Source organism: Zobellella maritima (genome assembly GCF_003075035.1).
Taxonomy (GTDB): domain Bacteria; phylum Pseudomonadota; class Gammaproteobacteria; order Enterobacterales; family Aeromonadaceae; genus Oceanimonas; species Oceanimonas maritima.
The window spans coordinates 2273046-2292488 of record NZ_QCZE01000001.1; the positions used below are offsets into that span (position 1 = coordinate 2273046).

The window sequence follows — 19443 nt, forward strand, 5'->3', positions numbered from 1 at the left end:
GGTCAGCCTGGGCCCGGGTTAGGGTTGGCAGGGGCCATAGGCTCATCCGGAACGGGCAGGCCCTGGTTGCGGATACTGTCGACGGTTTCTTCGTTAAGCACGATCAGGCTGATCCGGCGATTGGCCGGATCGTCCGGATCCTTGTCATTGAGCGGTACCCGGTCTGACATGCCGGCGACGCGCAGCAGCTTGTCCGGACTCAGCCCCCCCGCCACCAGCTCGCGGCGCGAGGCATTGGCCCTGTCGCTGGACAGCTCCCAGTTGCTGTAGCCCCGGTTGCCGCCGATATAGCTCAGGCTGTCAGTATGACCACTGATGCTCAGCGGGTTGGGCAACTCGTTCAGCAAGGGCGCCAGGGTACGCAACAGTTCGCGCATATAGGGCGCCACCTGTTCGCTGCCCAGTTCGAACATGGGTCGGCGCTCGGTATCCACCAGTTGGATGCGCAACCCTTCACGGGTGATATCCATGCGCATCTGACTGCTCAGCTCGCGCAGCCGCACATCCGCGGCAATCACCGACTCGATCCGCTGCTTCAACCGATTCAGACGGTTTTGCCCCTCATCGGAGCGGCCCTGGCTGCGCAGATCGATACGCATTTGCTCACCCTCTGCATACACGGGATCCGGCCCGCCGCCCGGAATCGCACTGGTGCTGGCGCTGCTCTTGTCCCCCCCGGCCATGGCCACCACCAGCGGGGTGCTGAAATAGTTCGCCACGCTCGCCCGCTGGGCGTCACTGGAGGTAGACAAGATCCACAACACCAGAAACAGCGCCATCAGGGCAGTCATAAAATCGGCGAAGGCTATCTTCCAGCTGCCGCCATGGTGGTGCTTGACCACCTTCTTGCGGCGAATGACGATGGGGCGGTGGCCGTCACTCATGCGCCCCCCGCATCCCTGGCACTACGAACATGTTCCTCCAGTTCAATGAAGGTCGGTCGTTCGGCGGTATGCAGTGTCTTGCGACCGAACTCCACCGCCAGCTGCGGGGCATAGCCGTTGAGGTTGGCCAGCAGGGTCACCCTCATGCATTGCAGCATCTTGACCGCCTCGGCTATCTGCCGCTCCATCCTGCCGGCAAACGGCGCCACAAACCCGTATCCCAGCAATATGCCGAGGAAGGTGCCCACCAGGGCGGCGGCGATCATGTGTCCCATCGCATCCGGAGAGGCATCGGCGGCACTCAGCGCCTTGACCACCCCCATCACCGCCGCCACTATGCCAAAGGCCGGCAGGCCATCGGCCACCTTGGTCAGGGCATCCACCGGAATATGGGCTTCATGCTCGAATACCTCTATCTCGTGGAGCATCAGTTCATCGAGCTCATGGGCATTCATGCTGCCGCTGGCCATCAACCGCAGATAATCGGTCAGGAATCCGATAATCATGGGATCCTGAAGGATCTGTGGATGTTCGGCAAACAGGGCGCTTTCCTCGGGGTTATCGATATCCTCCTCGACTCCCTTCATGCCTTCCCGACGGATCTTGGTCAGCAGCTTGAATTGCAGCGCCATCAGATCCATGTACAACGCCTTGTTGTACTTTTTGGTGCGCTTAAGCCTGGAAACACTGCGCAGGGTGGCCTTGATCGCCTTGCCGTTATTGGCGGCCACGAAGGCGCCCAGGGCGGCGCCGCCGATCATCAACAGCTCCAATGGCTGATACAGGGGGCCAAGGTGTCCGCCGGCCAGCATATAACCGCCAAATACAGAGAGCGTAACGATGATAAATCCCAAGGGTATCAGCACAAACAAGCATCCTTAACAGTGGTACAGCACAGACAGTCTCGGCGCTATTATCGGCTGCCGGCATCAAGACTTGAGGGTGAGCAGAAAAAAAATCGGCACTATGGGACAGGCGGACGAGCCTGATTCAGACATCCACCATTGTTGCCTGCTTCCGGGGCATCCGCTTGCGGGTCTTGCCCGCCCGTGATGGCGGCTGACAGATGCCGCAGACAAAGTCCTGGCGGGGGGCATGGGCATGGGCCACAAAGTTTAGCTCGCACTGGGTACAGGCCGACAGCTGAAACATGTCGCTTTCAAAGAAGCGAATCAGGGTCCAGGCCCGGGTCAGGCCCAGCACCTGCTCTCCGCCCTCCAGCTCGAGCTGCTCCAGGTAAAGCCGGAATGCCCTGACAAAGCCTTCCATCCGCTCGCAGCCATGCTGCTCCGTCATCTGCAGATAGATGTTGTAGAACAGGGAAGCATGGATATTGGGCAACCAGGTCATAAACCAGTCGGTGGAAAAGGGCAGCAGCCCCTTGGGCGGCGATATGCCCCGCACTTCCTTGTATAAACGGATCAGGCGGCCGCGGCTCAATGAGATTTCGGTTTCAAGCACCTGCAGGCGGGCCCCCAGTTCGATAAGCTCAATGGCGGTCTGTACCTGCAGCATTTCATCTAGCAGACTCTTGTCTTGCATGTTATCCGGCTCCTTTCGCCGGATTGGCCGACGCCATCAGCATGGCCAGGTGGGTTGGCATCAGGCCCTGGTCGCGGGGGTTGCGCAGCAGCTTTTCCAGCTGTTCAGCCTGCTCGAAGTTCGGTCGGCAGATCAGCTGGTTAAGGCGGGCGAGCCGGCTTAGTTCCTTGGCCGACAGTGACAACAGCAGATCCGCCATGGGTTCATCAATCTTCAACCGGTACATGGCCATCGGCTTGTCTTCATTAAGCAGGCGTCTGACCAGCAGCAGGTAGGAAAGATTCAACTCCTGAATTTCGTCCAGAATACTGTTTTGTTCCATCTTGTTCCTTACTCGGCGTTGCCGGATATTCATCACCTGGCCCACTCTTGGCGGACAGATTGGCTATCCGGGGCTCGGTATCCGCCAGAGAATGTCGCAGCACAAGGCAGCGTACACTACCACCGTGTCAAAAATATTGCTGCACGAGTCGGTATATCTGGCCAGGAGAGAATTCTAGAATGGCACAAAATACATGAACTTAACCGCAGTAAGCAAATACCGGGGCCAAATGGAAAGGAAATGCACCGACAGGAATGCCCTGTTTTGTCTATTGAACAGGCAATCTTTTTTTGCCTGGCGCATCGGCAAACTGATTCAAGGCGCGTCCTGTTCCAGCTCCCGGACCCAGACCAGCAATTCGGCTACCACCGCATAGAGGGCCGGGGGTATCTGTTGATCGAGATCCAGCTTCATCAGCAGGCCGACCAGCTCGGGCGCATCGTGCACAAAGATCTGCTGCCGCCTGGCCTCGGCAATGATCCGCTCGGCCAGTTCGCCGTACCCGCTGGCCACTACCCGTGGAGCCTGGTCCCCTTCGCCGTAGGCCAGGGCCACCGCACGCCGCCTGCTCTCCCGCTCACTCATCAAACTGCCACTCCCTGTCATCCGTGTCGATATCCAGCTTCACCGAGCTGAAACCGCAGGCGGTCAGTCGCGCAGACAACCGATCCAGTTCGGTCCGCAATTGTGCCGCCATCCCGTCTGTTTCCGGGGTCAGGGTCATGGCCAGCTGTTCTCCGTGCAGCCATATGCTGACCCTTATGTCGCCCAGGTCGCCGTGGGACAGGGTCAGCTCGCTGCGCCAGCCCTGCTCGTCGGCCCCATCCTGTGGCGCCGCACCGGTATCTTCCTGATGGCGGGCCTCGGGCGGCCGGATCAGCAGTGTCATCAACAAGCCGGCCCAGGGCTCCCCCTCCCAGCGCAGGGCAGGGGTAACCAGCAGTTCCAGCTGATGCCGTACCAGCCCTCGCAAAGCCTCATCCATGGCGGGCTCGGCTGCTGCTTGCTGCATCTGGGGCTCTTGTGCCAGTTGCTCGAGGGGCAGCTCGCCATGAAACCAGCGGGCCAGATGCGATTCATAAAACAGTCCGCTGTCACGGATACTGCCTGCCAGCCGTGGCGCAATATCCTCGGCCAGCAGGGGCCCGGTCGTCGCTATCAGCGGTTGTTGGGGGCGGATCACGGCAAGCGGGGCCGGCGCAACACCCAGCAGGTCGGCGATAAGCCGGGCCGCCGGACTGAGCTGGATGCCGATGGGGGCAGGCCTCCCACCTGGTGACACAGGCAGCGGTTGCCCGGCCATAAGGGCACCGCCTGCGCCGGGCAGGATAGCCCGGGGATCGAGCCGCGAGTCACTGTGCAGCATCCGGGGTGCCTCAACCGGTGGGAGCGGCCTGACCGCCCCGTTGGGCTCGGAGGCCACCGGACGAGGCTCCCGTCGACCCATCTCTTGGTGCAGCAGGGTGTCGATCAGCGAGTTGATACCACTCACAATTCGCCCCGTCGCCGCGTTATAACGACGTGTTGGATGATGAGTAAGCCCGGTTCAGCTTGCGCTGGCGCTGAGACTCCCCAATCAGCCTGCCGAGCTCTTCCTTGCGCTGCATCAGGCGCGCGCGGATCTCCCGGTCCTGGGACAGGATAAGCCCCAGCAGCTCGGCCTTGCGAGCCATCTGCGCCGGCGCCAATACCTGAACCGCCTCCAGCCGGGCCAGTCGCTCCACCTGACTGACATAACGGGATTCCTCATCAATCAACGACGTCCAGTCTTCATCCCGCGCCTGGTACAGCATCCTGGCCGAGCAGTCCAGCAGAGACTGATAACAGGCAATAATATCTTCCTGGATGGACGCGTCTGCATTCTGCTCAGTGGCCATGTCAGCCTCCCTTCGCCTGGTCACCGATTTCCCGCCAAGCCGAGCCGATGTTGTCCAGCAGGGCAGATGCTTCATCCAGCCGCTGCTCGTCGTTATGCAGGTTGGCCTGCACCAGCAGCCGGGCGATATACTCGTACAAGGACCCCAGCCGCTCGGCCAGCTCTCCGCCCTTTTCGAGATCCAGCGCCGCCTGCAGGCCGTTGTTGACGATATCCAGCACCCTGGAAATCGCCTTGCCCTTCTCGGCGACATTGCCGTTCTGCATATGCAGCCGGGCAGTACGCAAGCCTGACTGGGCACCATCGAACAGCATCATGATCAACTGATGCGGGCTGGCAGACAGCACATTGCTTTCGATCCCCACCCGGGCGTAGGCGCCGGCTCCCCTGCCATAAGCGGCCGCACCGCGCATTGAATTCATCCTGTTAACCTCTCTTTTTATTGCTGTCTGGCATATAGATGCAGCCATGCCTGCTGCCTTATTGCTTCAACTGGGCGTTCATCATCTCGAACTGCTGGGTCAGGTAGCTGCTGGTCGAGTTCATATTGGCCACCAGGCTATCCATCTTGGCAAACTGGTCTCGATAGCGCGCTATGGTGGCCTCGATACTCGACTCCAGGCGTTGATAACGCAGATCCACCCGTTCGATACCGTCTTTCAGGCCACTGGTGGCCGTGTCCAGGGTGCCGTCTTCCGCCAGCAATTGCCCCAGGGTCTGGCTCAGCCGCCCGGCCAGCCCGGTGTCGTCACTGCCGCCGGCAAAGAAGTCAGCCAGCCCCGTCATATTCTCGCTCAGCAGGGTATCCAGCTTGCCTTCATCCAGCTTCAGCTTGCCGTCCAGCTGCAGGCTGATGCCAATATCACTGAGCATCTGGAACTGCCCCTCGGCCACCCCATCTGTCATGGTCGCGCGCAGCTTGCTCTGTACACTGCGCAGTGTGCTGTCGCCCAGCAACAGACCGGCCGAGCCGGTGGCGGCGTCAAAACTGCTCAGATCCGCCATGCTGCCCTGCAGGCTGTTATAGGCACTGACAAAGCCCTTGATAGCCTCCTTGATCGACGGCTGATCCCGGCTGACGGCCAGGCTGGCGGCACCGGTTTCGGCCAGATCCAGGGTCACCCCCTGAATGGCACCCTCGACCCGGTTGCCCTGGCTGGTAATGGCAATGTTGTTCACCTTGAGCTGGGCATTCTGGGCGATTACTTCAGTCCCGGTATCCAGCGACAGGCCGGTCACGTTACCAAAATCGACCGAGGCGATGGCCGCATCCGTGCCCGTTTCGGTGGAGGCCAGCACCAGCCGGTAAGGGCTGCCGCTGCCATCATTGACTATAGACGCGCTCACCCCGGCGTTTTTGGCATTGATGGCATCTCGGATCCCCTCCAGGGAGCTTTGTGCCTGGGTAATGTCAACACTTAAGCTATCGCCACTGCCGAAGTTGAAGGTCAACGTGCCCGCCCCAAGCTCGGTGGCCTTGTCGGCAATGCCGTTGGTGGCCACGCTGTAGGCCCGCGCCAGGGTGGTCACCTCCAGCTGGTAGTTACCCACGGTGGCATCGGCACCGGCCGCCGCCGTCACCGCCGATCCGGTGACCTCACTCTTTACGCCCGTAAAGAGTTTGGCATCATTGAGCTTGTCCACCGCTACCTGAAACTGGGACAGGCTGCCTTCCAGCTTGCCGAAGGCGGATATCTTTGCCTGGTAGCTGCCTTTTTGCCCGGTGAGCGGCTGCAGCCGTTGGCGCTCGGCCGACGCCAGCTGATCGAGCAGCCCGCCCAGATCCAGGCCCGAGCCGATGCCCAGTGATGAAATACTCGCCATAATGCGGCCCCCTGCTTGTAACGCCCTATTCTGACGCCCGACCTCCGAGATCAGCGGCCAGAAAAGCGCATCATTTATCGTTATTTCACATTATCGGCACCGGTTCGGCCGACTTTAACCGGCAACCGGCATCACGATTTCCATTATCGGGCCCAGACGGGCCAGCTCTCCCTGCCGCAACACCCGACCCGCGTCTGCTCCGGGTGAAACGGGTGCAGAGGCCAGTTGCACCTGGTTCGGCCGCTTGTTGCCATCAAGCCGCTGCACCCAGGCCAACTCGCCACCGCCATAGCGAACCAGCGACCCAACAGGCCAGCGGCCAAAATGCCGCATATAACGTCTTACCCAGCGTTCATCATATTGCTGCGGATGGCCGAGCAGATGCCGGTAAATAGCATTAATATCATGGGCGGGCCGATCCGGCCGGGGCCGGCCCATGGCATCCACGGTATCGACTACCGCCGTCAGCCGGGTCAGCTCATGCAGCATGTCTCCCGCCATGCCTGCGGGGTAGCCACTGCCGTCCAGCCGCTCGTTGGCGCCGCCGACCACGGCACTCAGCACCGCCGGCGGCAGCCACTCACAGGCAGACAGGCGCGCCTGCAACAGGGCCACATGAGACTTAACATCTTGGTACTGGTCATCATTCAGCCTGGGCGCTGCCAGCAGTTCTGGCGGCAGCAGTGACTTGCCCAGATCATGCACCAGGGCGCTGGCTGCCAGGGCCTTGCGCAGCTCACCGGGGAAACCACGCCCCCCGACCATATCCACCAGCCGCACCGCCACGCTCAGGCAATGGCGGATCAGCGGCGACTCTTGCTCCAGGCAGACGGTGGCGAACAGCAATGCCTCGCGGTCTTCGTCCAGCAGGGTCAGCAACAGCTCCGCATGGCGCGACAGGGATGGCGAGTCTATGCAGCCTTCCTGCCGCAGTGCCAGCTGTTGCAATTCCAGGTAGGCGGCCAGGCAGCTCAAGCGGCGGACCATGGGTGTGGCTTGCTCCCGACCATGACGCCGGCCCAGTGCGCCGCCATCGGCCTGAAACAACGGGGAAGCCATCCGCGCGCCCTGCTCGGCCTGCGCACAGCGGGCCGCTTCCCGTTCGATTTCACGCACCAGATACCAGAGCCGCTGCTCCCGCTCCGGCGTACCCGGGATAAATGCAATGCCGAAGGCGACAAGCCTGCGCTCATCATCGACCCGTCGGTTGCGTATCACCCCCTCGACGGCAAACTGCTGCCCATCGGGAAAGCGCAGCGTCAGGGGCAAGGGATTGTCATCCAGGCTGTCGGTTACCCCGGCGATCGGCCGGCATTCGACCCGGCAACCGGTCAGCGACAGATCCCTGAGCCGGCCCTGCAGGGTGGCATCAGAGCCCAGGGCCTGCAGGCTCACCTCGACCGTCATACCGAGCCGCAGGCGGGCCCGAAAGTTGTCTCGCCGCTGCATCAGCTCCAGCCCGGCGGGATAATCGCACCGGCCCTGCAGCCGGCCCTCCCGCTCCTGACCGTCGCGCAGGGTCAGCGGCGGGGTGCGCAATAGCCCCTGCTGATGCTGGCCCAGCAGGCGAAACGGCATCCCATTAATCAGCTCGGCGGCCAGCTCGTGGCCGGCGGCAAGTTCCAGCAACAGAGACGGCCCCGGCTGCGGCTCGACCACCACCGGCAGCGGCTGGCCGTCCGACGATTCCGGCAGCAGCGAGGCAGCGCCCGGCCGGCACAGGGCATCGAGCAGCGATTGCAGATGGGTTGGGTTGACCACAGGGCTGAAGTCGTGATCGGCGTGAGCCATGAGGGTAACCGAAGCGGTGAGCACATAGCTGACTTATCGGCCGCCCCTGCCATGACTTTAGAAAGAAAAACTCCGCAGATCGATACCGACTCAGGTATCAGCCTGTTACCGACAACGGCACTGGCTCGCTGGCAGCCTGGATGGCTGCGAGAAAAGACGGGGCAATACGGTGGGCATCGACAATATCCACCCGATAGGGCAGTGCCGATAATTCAAATGCTTCTTCGAGCGTAAACAACAATCCGCGAGACAACTTGCCTGGCCCCGTTAGCAGCAAGTCCAGATCGGAATAAGGCCGGCTCTGTCCGGGCCGGGTCCGGGAGCCAAACGCATGGACCCGTACACCGGTCGGCAGATGGCGACGCAAGATATCCACCACCAGCTGCTGCTGCGCCTGAGTCCATTCAATCATTGCGGGATGCCAGCACCGAGAGCAGCCCTTCTGCCTGCCGATAAAAAAGCACCGCGCCTTCGCACACCTCGTTTGCCGTGTCCTGATCATAGGTATGAGAGGTAAGATTGCGCAGCTTGTGAAAAAAGACCCATTGCTCCACATCATCTATCAGCCGGTGTTCCGCCGCAATCCGGAACAGTTCCCGCCGAGAAACACCATCCACATACACGGCACCCAGGTTGGCCTCGAGCCAGCGCTTGATAAACTTCCAGCTCAGCTCGTAGGTAAACTCAAAGCTCTGCACCAGCCCGGCCCGCAGGGTATGATACTGGGCCGGGGTCATCAGCCGCTTAAGTTCCGGCGAAGCGGTGGCTTCAATCGCCTCGCCCAGTGCCGCCAGTGCTTTTTCAAAAGAAGATAAATCCAGCATTTCTTGCTCCTGTTGCTGCCCTCAGCATGGCTCTACGCCTGTGAGTATACCCTCCATCCGGCTCCCGTGCTCCACCAGCAACTGGCTTCTACCCGGACATGAGCTCAAACAACAACAAAAAATTTGCGCCTAGCCCTAAAGGTTCGCCGGCCGCGCCCGATAGTAACCATAACCGCCTGACAGACCGGAACGAGTACGGCCAGGCAAACGAGCGTTACTCCCGGAGCCGCCGGCTCTGCAGCAAGAAAGGACACTATTATGTCAGTGATCAATACCAACATCACCTCGCTGATCAGTCAGCAAAACCTGAGCAAGTCGCAGAATGCCCTGTCTACCGCCATGGAGCGGCTATCTTCCGGCATGCGCATCAACAGCGCCAAGGACGACTCCGCCGGCCAGGCCATCGCCAACCGCATGAGCGCCCAGATCACAGGCCTGGCTCAGGCCCAGCGCAACGCCAACGATGGTATCTCCCTGGCCCAGACCGCCGAAGGCGCCCTCAACCAGATCAATGACAACCTGCAGCGGGTGCGGGAGTTGACCGTACAGGCCCAGAACGGCACCAACTCCCAGGATGCACTCGACTCCATCCAGAATGAAATCACTCAGCGCCTGGATGAAATAGACCGTATTTCAGAGCAAACCGAGTTCAATGGGACCAAGGTACTGGCCAGCGACCAGACACTGAAAATCCAGGTGGGCGCCAATGATGGCCAGTCTATCGGCGTAGGGCTGAAAAAAATCGACAGAGGTGCCATGAAGCTGGACGGTTTTAATATCAACAAAGCCGACGTCGCCAACACCGCAGCTAACGCCAGCGATTTGACCGACGATGGCTTTGCCTCCGTAAACGGTGACAACGGCACCAAAGTTTGGAGCAAAGACAGTACTGAAACCCACTCGGCCGCCACCGCAACCAATGCACTGGACAGCCTGGTTGATACCAACTCGATCAGCAGTACAGCAACCACCACCGGCCTGGGTGTGGCTGCCACTGGCAATAACTACACCTACAATGCCACTTCCGACTCCTTTACTTTTGATGCTACAGGTGCAGCTGACTCAGCTGCGGCCACTTACATCAAAGCCGCAGCAGCCGCTGCCGGTGGCAGCACCACCATTACCGCCACCATCGGCGGCGCAAATACCGACGCGAATGTTGACGGTGCCACTGGTAACCTGACCACCAAAGACGGTCAGGCCTTGTATCTTGATGGCAGTGGTAACCTCACCACCAACAACGCTGGCGGCCTCGGTCAAGCCACAATTGATGATCTGACTACCGCTATCGCAACTGATACAGATGGCGTCGACAAAATCACCATGGGTGGTACTACCTTTACTAGTAACACAGCTACCCTAGACGTTACCGGCGCAACCATCAGTAGTACCGCATTTGATGCCCTGAATGAGGCTTTCACTACCAGCACGGGTTACACCGTTGCGGCTGGTGCTGATGGTGTCGGTACGGTAAAACTGACGTCCAATTCTGCTAATGTTAATTTCCGTGCCTCTGACAGCACTTTGACTACCGATGCTAGCACGACCACCACCACCACCTATTACGAGCAGGCCAATGGCATTATTACCGATGGCCAGGGCGCTCAGCTTTATAAGGATGCGGGCGGCACCCTGACCTTTGATGCCACCACCGCCGGTGACAATACAGAAGACCCGCTCAAGGTACTGGACGCCGCCCTGAATCAGGTGGACTCGCTGCGTTCCAATATGGGTGCCATTCAAAACCGCTTTGACTCCGCCATTACCAATATGCAGACCAACCAGAATAACCTGTCTTCCGCCCGCTCCCGTATCGAGGATGCGGACTATGCGGTGGAAGTGGCCAATATGACCCGGGCCCAGATACTGCAGCAGGCGGGTACTTCTGTGCTGGCCCAGGCCAACCAGATGCCCCAAAGCGTGCTGTCGCTGCTGGGCTAAGCCGGGAGCTGGCATTCCCACGCGGAGCGTGGGAACGAGAATCGGGTGGGGCCTTGGCTCCACCTTTTTCTTGCCTGGCTCCCACGCTCTGCGTGGGAGCCCAATCCACACGGAGAGCCGCTTTACCAGCGGGTGGTCACCTCGAGCAGCCCCGGCTGGCCTGCGTAATGGCGGGCACTGGAGTAGCGCCAGTGCTCTGGCTCGCTGACATAGCCTCTTTTCACCGGATTCTGGTGAATGTACTCGATTTTCTGGCGCATCATCTCGTCACTAAAGACCAGCTCAGGATGACTCCCTTCCTGCCAAAACTGGTAGCGCCTGTCTGCCTTGTGGGCTTTCTTGTAATAGGCCAGCTGCTCCAGCAGCATGGTCACCCTGTGTTGCCGCAGGTAATCGAGCAGGCTGCGGGCGGTATAGGATTTGAAGCGGGCCAGATCCCGGCCCAGATCATCGCTCTGGGCCACCAGGTGCAGATCATTTTCCAGTATCACCCAGGCGTAAATGCATAGCCCCTGTTGCTGCAGATACCGCAGGCTGCCCAGCACTATGTCCACCGTTGCCGGACGGGTAAAAACAGGGATCCAGTGGAGCACGGTGCAGGTCAAAAAGTGGGGCGCACCCGCCTCGGTGATCCGGTAGCGGCTTCTGCCCATGAGGAGCCTTGCTGTTGGTGGAGATTGTCAGAGTGTAGACGATCCGGCTGGCAAGCGTTTCAAACCAGCCTAGGTTTCCGTGCCGCAGGCATTCCCACGCTAAGCGACTGCATTCCCACGCGGAGCGTGGGAACGAGGCTGGACAGAGCGTGGGAACGAGGCGGATGAAGGCCACTCACACCGGCATATTCATCACATCCTTGTAGGCGCTGACCAGGCGGTTTCTGACCTGCACCCCCATCTGGAAAGCGACGCTGGCCTTTTGCATATCGACCATCACCTCGTGCAGGGCCACATCGGGGGCGCCGGCCTGAAACGCCGTCGCCTTTTCGCCGGCAGCCTGCTGCAGTTCATTGATACGCTCGACCGCGGCCTTCAGTTCGCCGCCGAAGCTGCCCGGTCCGGTTCCCTTGAGCTGGGATGCGTCTTCGGCCGGCCGGCCGGCAGCCCCGGTGGCCAGGCTTGCCATCTGCTGCAGGGTCGATTCAATCGCTGGCACACTCATAAGGATTGCCTTGTTAACATTCAGGGGGTCAAGACTAACAGCCCCGGCCGCTGGCCATATCACCAATTGACGGCTAAAATGCCGTCTTTTCAATCCATTGGACCCTGTGCCACTGCGCATAATGACACTCTCACCCAGATCGGCCCACACGGGCGGTCGTAACTGACGGATGTAACCATGCCTCCGGCTTTCATGCCTGCATATACTCCGGTTGGGTACGCCTTCCTGCTACGGGGGGGGGCATGAACCAAACCGCCACTACCGACCCCTCACGCCAGAGCACAACCCCACAAGCGACTGGCGTCGGCCGGCTGATGGCCCGTGCGCGCAATAATCCCCTGGTGCCCCTGCTGATGGCCGGCGCTGCTGTTGTGGCCATTATCATTGCCCTGCTGTTGTGGGCCAGCAGCCCGGAATACCGGGTACTGTTCAACAACCTGAGCGAAGCCGACGGCGGGCGCATCATCAGCGAGCTGGACAAAAGAGCCATTCCCTATCGCTTCAGCGAAGGCGGGCACAGCCTGCTGGTGCCCGGCGATCAGGTGCACAGCCTGCGCCTGCAGCTTGCCGAGCAGGGCCTGCCCCAGAGCAGTAATTCCGGTTTTTCGCTGCTGGATGAACAGGCCTTCGGTATCAGCCAGTTTGCCGAGCAGATCAACTTTCAGCGGGCACTGGAAGGGGAGCTGGCCAGCTCAATCGAATCTCTTGGCCCGGTAGCCCGCGCCCGGGTTCACCTGGCCATGGCCAAGTCATCGGTCTTTATCCGCGATCAGGAGCCGGCCAAGGCGTCCGTGGTGCTGAACCTGCATCCGGGGCGCTTCCTCGATGAGGGTCAGATCAGCGCCATTGTGCATATGGTCTCGGGCAGCGTACCCGAGTTGGCGGCGGCCGACGTCACCCTGGTCGACCAGCGTGGCAAGCTGTTGTCCCGGAGCAGCAAAACCATGGGCGATCTGGACGGCACCCAGCTCGGCTATATCGAAGAAGTGGAACGCTCCTACCAGCAGCGTATCGAAAATATTCTGGCCCCCATCATGGGTGCCCAAAATGTGCGGGCCCAGGTCGCCGCCGAGATCGACTTTTCCCGGCGGGAAGAAACCTCCGAACGCTTCTCCCCCAACCAGGGGGCCAACCCGGCTGCCGTGCGCAGCGCCCAGCACAGTGCCAACTACCAGGGAATGGATGAACTGGCCCGGGGGATCCCCGGGGCGCTCAGCAATGTGCCGCCGGGCAGCAGCCCATCACCCATCGAGCAGCCGGCCGACGCAGCTCAACCGTCGGCAGCGGACGCCGCCTACGACCAGCGCCAGTCGAACAAGGTGATCAACTACGAAGTGGATCGCAATATCTCCCATATCAAGTACCGCCGGGGCCATATCAAGCGGCTGTCGGTGGCGGTAGTGGTCAACTACCGGGCCCTGCCCGGCGAGGGCGGCGAATACATTCAGACCCCGCTCAGCGACACCGAGCTTGACCATATCACCCGTCTGGCCCGCCAGGCCATGGGCTTTTCCGAGGTCCGCGGCGATCAGCTGGAAGTGGTCAACAGCCTGTTCATAGAGCAGGAAACGGAGCTGGCGCCCCTGGAATGGTGGGAATCGCCGTCGCTGCAGTGGCTGACGCTGACCTTCGGCCGTTATCTGCTGGTCGGCCTGGCCGCACTGCTGCTTTACCTGCTACTGCTGCGGCCCTTGCTGCGCCGCTATGCGCCGCCTCAGGAGCCGACCGGCATTCAGGTGACCGTGGGGGATGAACCGAATGACGAAGCGGAACCCGAGCCGGTGCCCGAAATCACCTATGAGCAGGTGCTGCAGAAACGCAAGACCCAGACCCACGAGCAGCAACTCGCCCTGCTCCGCAAACTGGCCCAGGATGACCCTCGTCTGGTCGCCATGATCATTCGCAGTTGGATAAACAAATATGAGTGACAATCTCCCCCTTGATATCAATGGTGCCCGCCGGGGTGCCGTGCTGCTGATGGCGCTGAACGAAGACAGCGCGGTCGAGGTATTCAAGAATTTCTCGGCCAGCGAGGTCACCCAGCTGACCAAGGAAATGAACAACCTGAGCAAGCTCACCCAGGATTCAATACGCCAGATATTGCGGGAATTCACCCAGGAAGTGGAAGGCTTCTCCGATATCAACCTGCATCCCAATGAGCATTTCCAAAATGTACTGAGCAAGGCGCTGGGCGACAAGCGGGCCAACAGCCTGTTCGAGGATGCAAACGAACAGCAACATAAAAATACCGGTATCGACGCCCTCAACCTGATGGAAGCTTCGGTGGTTGCCGAACTGATCCGCGATGAACACCCGCAGATCATCACCACCATCATGGTCCACCTGGAAGCAGCCCAGGCCTCGGATATACTCGAGCAATTCAATGAGCGGCTGCGCAATGAGGTGATGGTGCGTATTGCCACCTTCACCGGCGTGCAACCCGCCGCCCTCCAGGAACTCAATGAGATGCTGGGCGGCATACTGAGCGGCCAGAGCCTGAAGCGCGGCAAGATGGGCGGCGTCAAGACGGCGGCCGATATTCTGGGCCGGATGAGCAGCAGCCACGAAGAGGCCGTGATCGACAACATCCGCACCCACAGCGAAGACCTGGCCCAGAAGATCCTCGACGAAATGCTGCTGTTCGAAAACCTGCAGGATCTGGACGATAGCAGCATACAGGTCCTGCTCCAGGAAGTTGATCCGGAAAGCCTGATGATCGCGCTCAAGGGCGCCAACGAAGAGCTGATGATCAAGTTCATGAGCAACATGTCCCAGCGCGCCGCCAAGTTGATGTGCGAAGAAATGGATGCCAAGGGTCCCCTGCGGCGCTCTGTGGTAGAGAGCGAACAGAAGGCCCTGTTGCAGGTGGTCAAGCGCCTGGTGGACAGCGGCAGGATAGTGCTGGATGGAGGCGACGAGGGGTATGTCTAAAACGCCCGAATCCGATGCTCGCCCGGATGCCACTGCAGCACAACACGGAGCCTGGCAGCCTTGGCAAATGGGGCAGCTGAACCGCCCCAGCCCGGCGCGACCGTCATCCCCGGTGCCGGACCAGCAGGCCCCCACCCCCCGGCAGAAACCCGACCTGCACAAAGAGCTTGAAATGCTGCGGGAACAGGCCCGCCGGCAGGCTCATGAGCAGGGCTACCGGGAAGGCCTGGAAGCCGGACACAAGGAAGGCTATGCCCAGGGACTGGCACAGGGGCTGGCCGATGGCGCCGAACAAGGCCGTGAACAGGCCCGGCAGGCGCTGGCTCCCCTGCTGCCGCTGGCACAGAACTTCAGCGCGGCCCTGGTCAGCCTGGATGATGATATCGCCCAGGCCCTGGTCGAGCTGGCCCTGAAAACCGGCCGGCAACTGGCGGCAGACGCCCTCACCGCCCGACCGGAACAGGTGCTGGTGCTGGTACATGAGTTGTTGCAGCTGGAGCCGGCCCTGTCCGGCACCCCTCGGTTATGGCTGCACCCGGCAGATCTGGCGCTGGTGCAGACTCACCTGTGCGGTGAACTGGATGCCGCCGGCTGGCAGCTGCAACCCGATGAACAACTGGATCGCGGCGGCTGTCGCGTCACCAGCGTCAGCGGCGAGCTGGACGCCAGCCAGGAAAGCCGCTGGCAGGCCATTACCAACCAGCTGCGGCCCCCTCGTAACACCGAGTCCCAGTCGGAAAACAACCCGCCTTTATGACCCAAGCCACCGTCGCCAACCCTCATCTACGCCGCTGGCAGCACATACTGGCCCGGGTCGGCAACCACATCGAGACCCTGCCCGGCTATCGGGCCAGCGGTCGCATTGTCCGTGCCACCGGCATGGTGCTGGAGGCAACCGGACTCAGGATCCCTCTGGGCAGCGCCTGTCGCATCGAGCTGTCATGCCCGGATGGCTCCCCCCAGGGTCGCGTCGCCGAAGCCGAGGTAGTGGGCTTTGCCGGGGAGCGATTGTTCCTGATGCCCCTGGCAGAGCTCAACGGCCTGGCGCCGGGAGCCCGGGTGTTTCCGCTGGGGGAAGGTACTGCCTCCGGTGCCCGCCGCTTTCCCCTGGGTGAATCCCTGCTGGGCCGGGTGCTGGACGGCAATGGCCGTCCCCTGGATGGCAAGGGGCCGGTGGATAACGCCCCCCGGGCACCGCTGGCCACGAAGCCCCTCAACCCGCTGATGAGGGCGCCTATCGACACCCAGATAGATGTAGGCATCCGGGCCATCAATGGCCTGCTTGCCGTCGGTCGGGGTCAGCGCATGGGGCTGTTTGCCGGCTCCGGTGTCGGTAAATCGGTGTTGCTGGGCATGATGGCCCGCTATACCCGGGCAGATGTCATCGTGGTCGGCCTGATCGGTGAGCGGGGTCGAGAAGTACAGGACTTTATCGATAATATCCTGGGTGAAGAAGGCCGCCGCCGCGCCGTGGTGGTCGCCGCTCCGGCAGACACTTCACCACTGCAACGGCTACAGGGCGCCGCCTATGCCACCCGCCTGGCAGAGGACTTTCGCGATCAGGGCCTTGATGTGCTGCTGATCATGGACTCCCTGACTCGCTACGCCATGGCCCAGCGGGAAATTGCCCTGGCCATCGGCGAACCCCCGGCCACCAAGGGCTACCCGCCCTCGGTGTTCGCCAAGCTGCCGGGCCTGGTAGAGCGCACCGGCAATGGTCCCCCCGGCGGTGGATCCATTACCGCCTTCTATACGGTGCTGACCGAAGGGGACGATCAGCAGGATCCCATTGCCGACTCGGCGCGGGCCATCCTCGATGGCCATATCGTGCTGTCTCGATCGCTGGCCGAGGCCGGACACTATCCGGCCATCGATATCGAGGCCTCCATCAGCCGGGTGATGAGCGCCATCATATCGCCTGCCCGGCTGCAACAGGCTCAGCAGTTCAAACAGCTGTACTCCCGCTACCAGCGCAACCGGGATCTAATCAGCGTCGGCGCCTACAGCCCGGGCAAGGATGCCCTGCTCGACCAAGCGGTGCAGCTCTATCCCCGGCTGGAAGGCTTCCTGCAACAAGCTATTCACGATCACGCCGATCTCGACATCACCCATCAGGCCATGGCCGCCTTGTTTGGAGCCCAGTCATGACATCCGCCAGCCCCCTGCATACCCTGATAGAGCTGGCCCGGGAGGCCAGAGACAAGGCCGGTCAGCTACTGGCCGCCGAGCGGCACAACGAAACCCAGCTGCGCACCCAGCTGCAGACCCTCAATCACTACCGGCAGGAGTATGCCGGGCGCCTGCAGCAGTTACTGTGCACCGGTATAGATCCGGCCACCCTGCACAATTACCAGCAGTTTCTCGGCTCGCTGGATGCCTCCATCACCCGGGCCCAACAATCTATCAACCAGCAACAACAAAGGGTCACGGCCGGTCAGCAACACTGGCAGCAGCAACAGCAACGCCTGTCTTCCTATACCACCCTGATCCAGCGCCGATCGGTCGAATTTCAACGACAGGCCCTGCGCCATGAGCTGCGCCAGAGTGATGAGCTGACCACCAACGCCCTGGCTCGCCAGGGTGCGCGCGGGTTAAACGAGACGGAAGCAAAGGACTACTGATGGTAGAGATCAGCGCCTTGAACAACACAGGCCCGGCCACCACGCCCGCACCGGCAGCATCACGCCAGGTGGCGCCCGAAGAGACGTTTGCCCAGCGGCTGGCCCGGCACGAAAAAACCGCCGACCAGAAGGCGGAGGCCAATAGGCCTAGTCTGAAAAAAGCGGAGGCCGAGCAGCCGGATTCCGTCCCGGAACAGGCCCCAGCCGCCATCCAGATCCCGCCCCAGGATAACGGGCTGCTATTGGCCATGGCGTTTTCCGGTGGAGCCACCCCCTCGTCTGTACCTGTATCGACAGAAGCAACGACAGAGCCAGAACCAGATACCGGCGGCCTGCCCCCGGCACTGGAAAATATCCGCCAGCGACTGTCATTGATGGAACAGGTCGGCAGGCAGCAAACGGCGCCTGCCAAGCCCATGGCACCGGCCGGGGGAGATGCGCATTCCCCCCTGACCATCAGCCCCCTGACCGCAACGGCCCTCAATAGGTCTGCTCAGGCCGATCCACTGACACCAGAAACAGTCATGGTCGAGGGTGCGGAGCCTGCCCCGCTGAGCGTCGGCTCCCTGACCCCGGAGGCGGTGATGGGGGATGAGCGGGGAGGCCTGCCGACCATGAGCTCTGCCCCCCCATCGGCGGGCAGCACTCAGCACCATGCCCCCGCGGGCATGGTCACCCTGCCCGCGCCGATTGCCAGCCCGGCCTGGCTACAACAGCTTGGCCGGCAGCTGGTCAGCCTGGCACTGCATTCGGATCAAAGCATAGAGCTGCACCTTAATCCGGCCGAGCTGGGGCCCCTGCGGGTCAGCCTGAAACTGACCGAGCAAGACGCCCAGGTACAGTTTTTATCCGCCCATGGTCCTGTGCGCCAGGCGGTGGAACAGGCCATCCCCCAACTGCGCGAGGCGCTGGCCGAGCAGGGCATCAGCCTGGGTGAAGCCTCGGTGGGGGAACAGGGCCAGTCGTTTGCCCGTGAACAGGCCGCTCCGGCCCCGTTGACCAGGGCCCCCCAGCCGGAGGAAGAAACGGAGCAAGCCGCTCGGCATGCGGTGACGGTACAGCCGCTGCTACCGAATGGCCGCGTGGATCTGTATGCCTGAACATCCAATCGAGGAAGATAAGCCGGCCTGGCCACGCTTTTCCGGTCAACGGACAGGCGCCTTTTCCGGTATACTGCCGGACCGCATGAACACCATAACTTACAGACAGCAAGACAAAGGGTAATAAAATGGCAGATGCCAAAGGCAAGGGAAAAACGAAATGGCTTATCGCCCTGATGGTGCTGATCATGGTTGCGGTAACCGGGGTAAATGCCTACTTTCTGCTGCAAAACCTGAACAACGCCCAAACCGGGACCGACACGGCCGAAAACAAGGCTGCCAAACGTGCTGCCGAGCCCATTTTTGTCAAGATAGCCCCTTTCACGGTAAACCTGCAGCCCGATCGCTATGGTCCGCGTCTGCTCTACACCGGCCTGACCCTGCTGGTGGGCAACAGCGACACCGAAGCGCAGCTCGCCAGCCATATGCCCCAGGTGCGCAATCGCCTGTTGCTCCTGCTCTCGGGGCAACAGGCAGACACACTAACCTCCGCCAGCGGCAAGCAGCAGCTGGCTCAGAGCATCCTCGAACAGCTACGCCGGCCCATGACCGATGCCCAGCCGGAGTTGCTGATCGATGACGTGCTCTTTACCGAATTTATCGTTCAGTAGCCGGCCAGTGTCATTACG

General features: G+C 61.3%; 22 protein-coding genes. 8 read left to right on the plus strand and 14 right to left on the minus strand.

What is annotated here, in order from left to right:
- Positions 1-2: 2 nt before the first annotated feature.
- The 12 genes from motB to DCS96_RS10500 form a co-directional block, all read right to left on the minus strand.
- Complete coding sequence (gene motB / locus DCS96_RS10445) at positions 3-884, minus strand: flagellar motor protein MotB (protein WP_116474203.1); 882 nt, start codon at positions 882-884, stop codon at positions 3-5.
- The gene (motA, locus tag DCS96_RS10450) at positions 881-1750 is read right to left on the minus strand and encodes a flagellar motor stator protein MotA (RefSeq protein ID WP_116474204.1); all 870 of its coding nucleotides are present in this window, start codon (positions 1748-1750) and stop codon (positions 881-883) included. The genes motB and motA overlap by 4 nt, the downstream gene beginning before the upstream one ends.
- 124 nt (positions 1751-1874) lie before the next feature.
- Positions 1875-2426: a flagellar transcriptional regulator FlhC gene (gene flhC / locus DCS96_RS10455; RefSeq protein WP_116474205.1), complete on the minus strand. Its 552-nt coding sequence runs from the start codon at positions 2424-2426 to the stop codon at positions 1875-1877.
- A 1-nt stretch (position 2427) separates the two neighbouring features.
- Positions 2428-2748, minus strand: a complete 321-nt coding sequence (flhD, locus tag DCS96_RS10460) for a flagellar transcriptional regulator FlhD (protein ID WP_116474206.1) — start codon at positions 2746-2748, stop codon at positions 2428-2430.
- 315 nt (positions 2749-3063) lie between these two features.
- Positions 3064-3333, minus strand: coding sequence for an EscU/YscU/HrcU family type III secretion system export apparatus switch protein (locus DCS96_RS10465; protein WP_116474207.1), 270 nt, complete (start codon positions 3331-3333; stop codon positions 3064-3066).
- A complete protein-coding gene (gene fliK, locus DCS96_RS10470) occupies positions 3326-4240 on the minus strand; it encodes a flagellar hook-length control protein FliK (protein WP_116474208.1) in 915 nt (304 codons plus the stop codon). Before fliK ends, DCS96_RS10465 begins: the two co-directional genes overlap by 8 nt.
- A gap of 19 nt (positions 4241-4259) precedes the next feature.
- Positions 4260-4625 carry a flagellar protein FliT gene (locus tag DCS96_RS10475; protein ID WP_157953620.1) on the minus strand — a complete coding sequence of 122 codons (366 nt, stop codon included), beginning with the start codon at positions 4623-4625 and terminating at the stop codon, positions 4260-4262.
- 1 nt (position 4626) lies between these two features.
- A complete protein-coding gene (gene fliS / locus DCS96_RS10480) occupies positions 4627-5037 on the minus strand; it encodes a flagellar export chaperone FliS (protein WP_198649998.1) in 411 nt (136 codons plus the stop codon).
- 67 nt (positions 5038-5104) lie between these two features.
- Positions 5105-6448, minus strand: a complete 1344-nt coding sequence (gene fliD / locus DCS96_RS10485) for a flagellar filament capping protein FliD (RefSeq protein WP_116474211.1) — start codon at positions 6446-6448, stop codon at positions 5105-5107.
- A 114-nt stretch (positions 6449-6562) separates the two neighbouring features.
- Positions 6563-8239, minus strand: a complete 1677-nt coding sequence (locus tag DCS96_RS10490; RefSeq protein ID WP_116474212.1) for an HD domain-containing phosphohydrolase — start codon at positions 8237-8239, stop codon at positions 6563-6565.
- Positions 8240-8336: 97 nt separating this feature from the next.
- Positions 8337-8651 (minus strand): nucleotidyltransferase domain-containing protein, encoded by a 315-nt coding sequence (locus DCS96_RS10495; protein ID WP_157953621.1) that lies wholly within the window; start codon positions 8649-8651, stop codon positions 8337-8339.
- Complete coding sequence (locus DCS96_RS10500; RefSeq protein ID WP_116474214.1) at positions 8644-9063, minus strand: nucleotidyltransferase substrate binding protein; 420 nt, start codon at positions 9061-9063, stop codon at positions 8644-8646. Before DCS96_RS10500 ends, DCS96_RS10495 begins: the two co-directional genes overlap by 8 nt.
- 258 nt (positions 9064-9321) lie before the next feature.
- Here DCS96_RS10500 and DCS96_RS10505 point away from each other — a divergent pair, with 258 nt between their 5' ends.
- Positions 9322-11004, plus strand: a complete 1683-nt coding sequence (locus DCS96_RS10505) for a flagellin N-terminal helical domain-containing protein (protein WP_116474215.1) — start codon at positions 9322-9324, stop codon at positions 11002-11004.
- A 122-nt stretch (positions 11005-11126) separates the two neighbouring features.
- Here the strand turns inward: DCS96_RS10505 and DCS96_RS10510 are convergent, their stop codons facing one another.
- Positions 11127-11657: an REP-associated tyrosine transposase gene (locus DCS96_RS10510; protein WP_116474216.1), complete on the minus strand. Its 531-nt coding sequence runs from the start codon at positions 11655-11657 to the stop codon at positions 11127-11129.
- 175 nt (positions 11658-11832) lie between these two features.
- The gene (gene fliE / locus DCS96_RS10515; RefSeq protein WP_116474217.1) at positions 11833-12162 is read right to left on the minus strand and encodes a flagellar hook-basal body complex protein FliE; all 330 of its coding nucleotides are present in this window, start codon (positions 12160-12162) and stop codon (positions 11833-11835) included.
- Between the two features lie 242 nt (positions 12163-12404).
- Between fliE and fliF the strand changes: the two genes are divergently transcribed.
- The 7 genes from fliF to fliL all read left to right on the plus strand — a co-directional run bounded on the left by fliF (position 12405) and on the right by fliL (position 19425).
- Entirely contained in the window at positions 12405-14090 is a 1686-nt protein-coding gene (gene fliF, locus DCS96_RS10520; protein WP_116474218.1) for a flagellar basal-body MS-ring/collar protein FliF, read from the plus strand.
- Entirely contained in the window at positions 14083-15093 is a 1011-nt protein-coding gene (fliG, locus tag DCS96_RS10525; protein WP_116474219.1) for a flagellar motor switch protein FliG, read from the plus strand. The genes fliF and fliG overlap by 8 nt, the downstream gene beginning before the upstream one ends.
- Complete coding sequence (gene fliH / locus DCS96_RS10530; protein ID WP_116474220.1) at positions 15086-15850, plus strand: flagellar assembly protein FliH; 765 nt, start codon at positions 15086-15088, stop codon at positions 15848-15850. Before fliG ends, fliH begins: the two co-directional genes overlap by 8 nt.
- Complete coding sequence (gene fliI, locus DCS96_RS10535; protein WP_116474221.1) at positions 15847-17241, plus strand: flagellar protein export ATPase FliI; 1395 nt, start codon at positions 15847-15849, stop codon at positions 17239-17241. The genes fliH and fliI overlap by 4 nt, the downstream gene beginning before the upstream one ends.
- Positions 17238-17714, plus strand: a complete 477-nt coding sequence (fliJ, locus tag DCS96_RS10540; RefSeq protein ID WP_116474222.1) for a flagellar export protein FliJ — start codon at positions 17238-17240, stop codon at positions 17712-17714. Before fliI ends, fliJ begins: the two co-directional genes overlap by 4 nt.
- A complete protein-coding gene (locus DCS96_RS10545) occupies positions 17714-18814 on the plus strand; it encodes a flagellar hook-length control protein FliK (RefSeq protein WP_116474223.1) in 1101 nt (366 codons plus the stop codon). Before fliJ ends, DCS96_RS10545 begins: the two co-directional genes overlap by 1 nt.
- 128 nt (positions 18815-18942) lie before the next feature.
- A complete protein-coding gene (gene fliL / locus DCS96_RS10550) occupies positions 18943-19425 on the plus strand; it encodes a flagellar basal body-associated protein FliL (protein ID WP_116474224.1) in 483 nt (160 codons plus the stop codon).
- Positions 19426-19443: the final 18 nt, after the last annotated feature.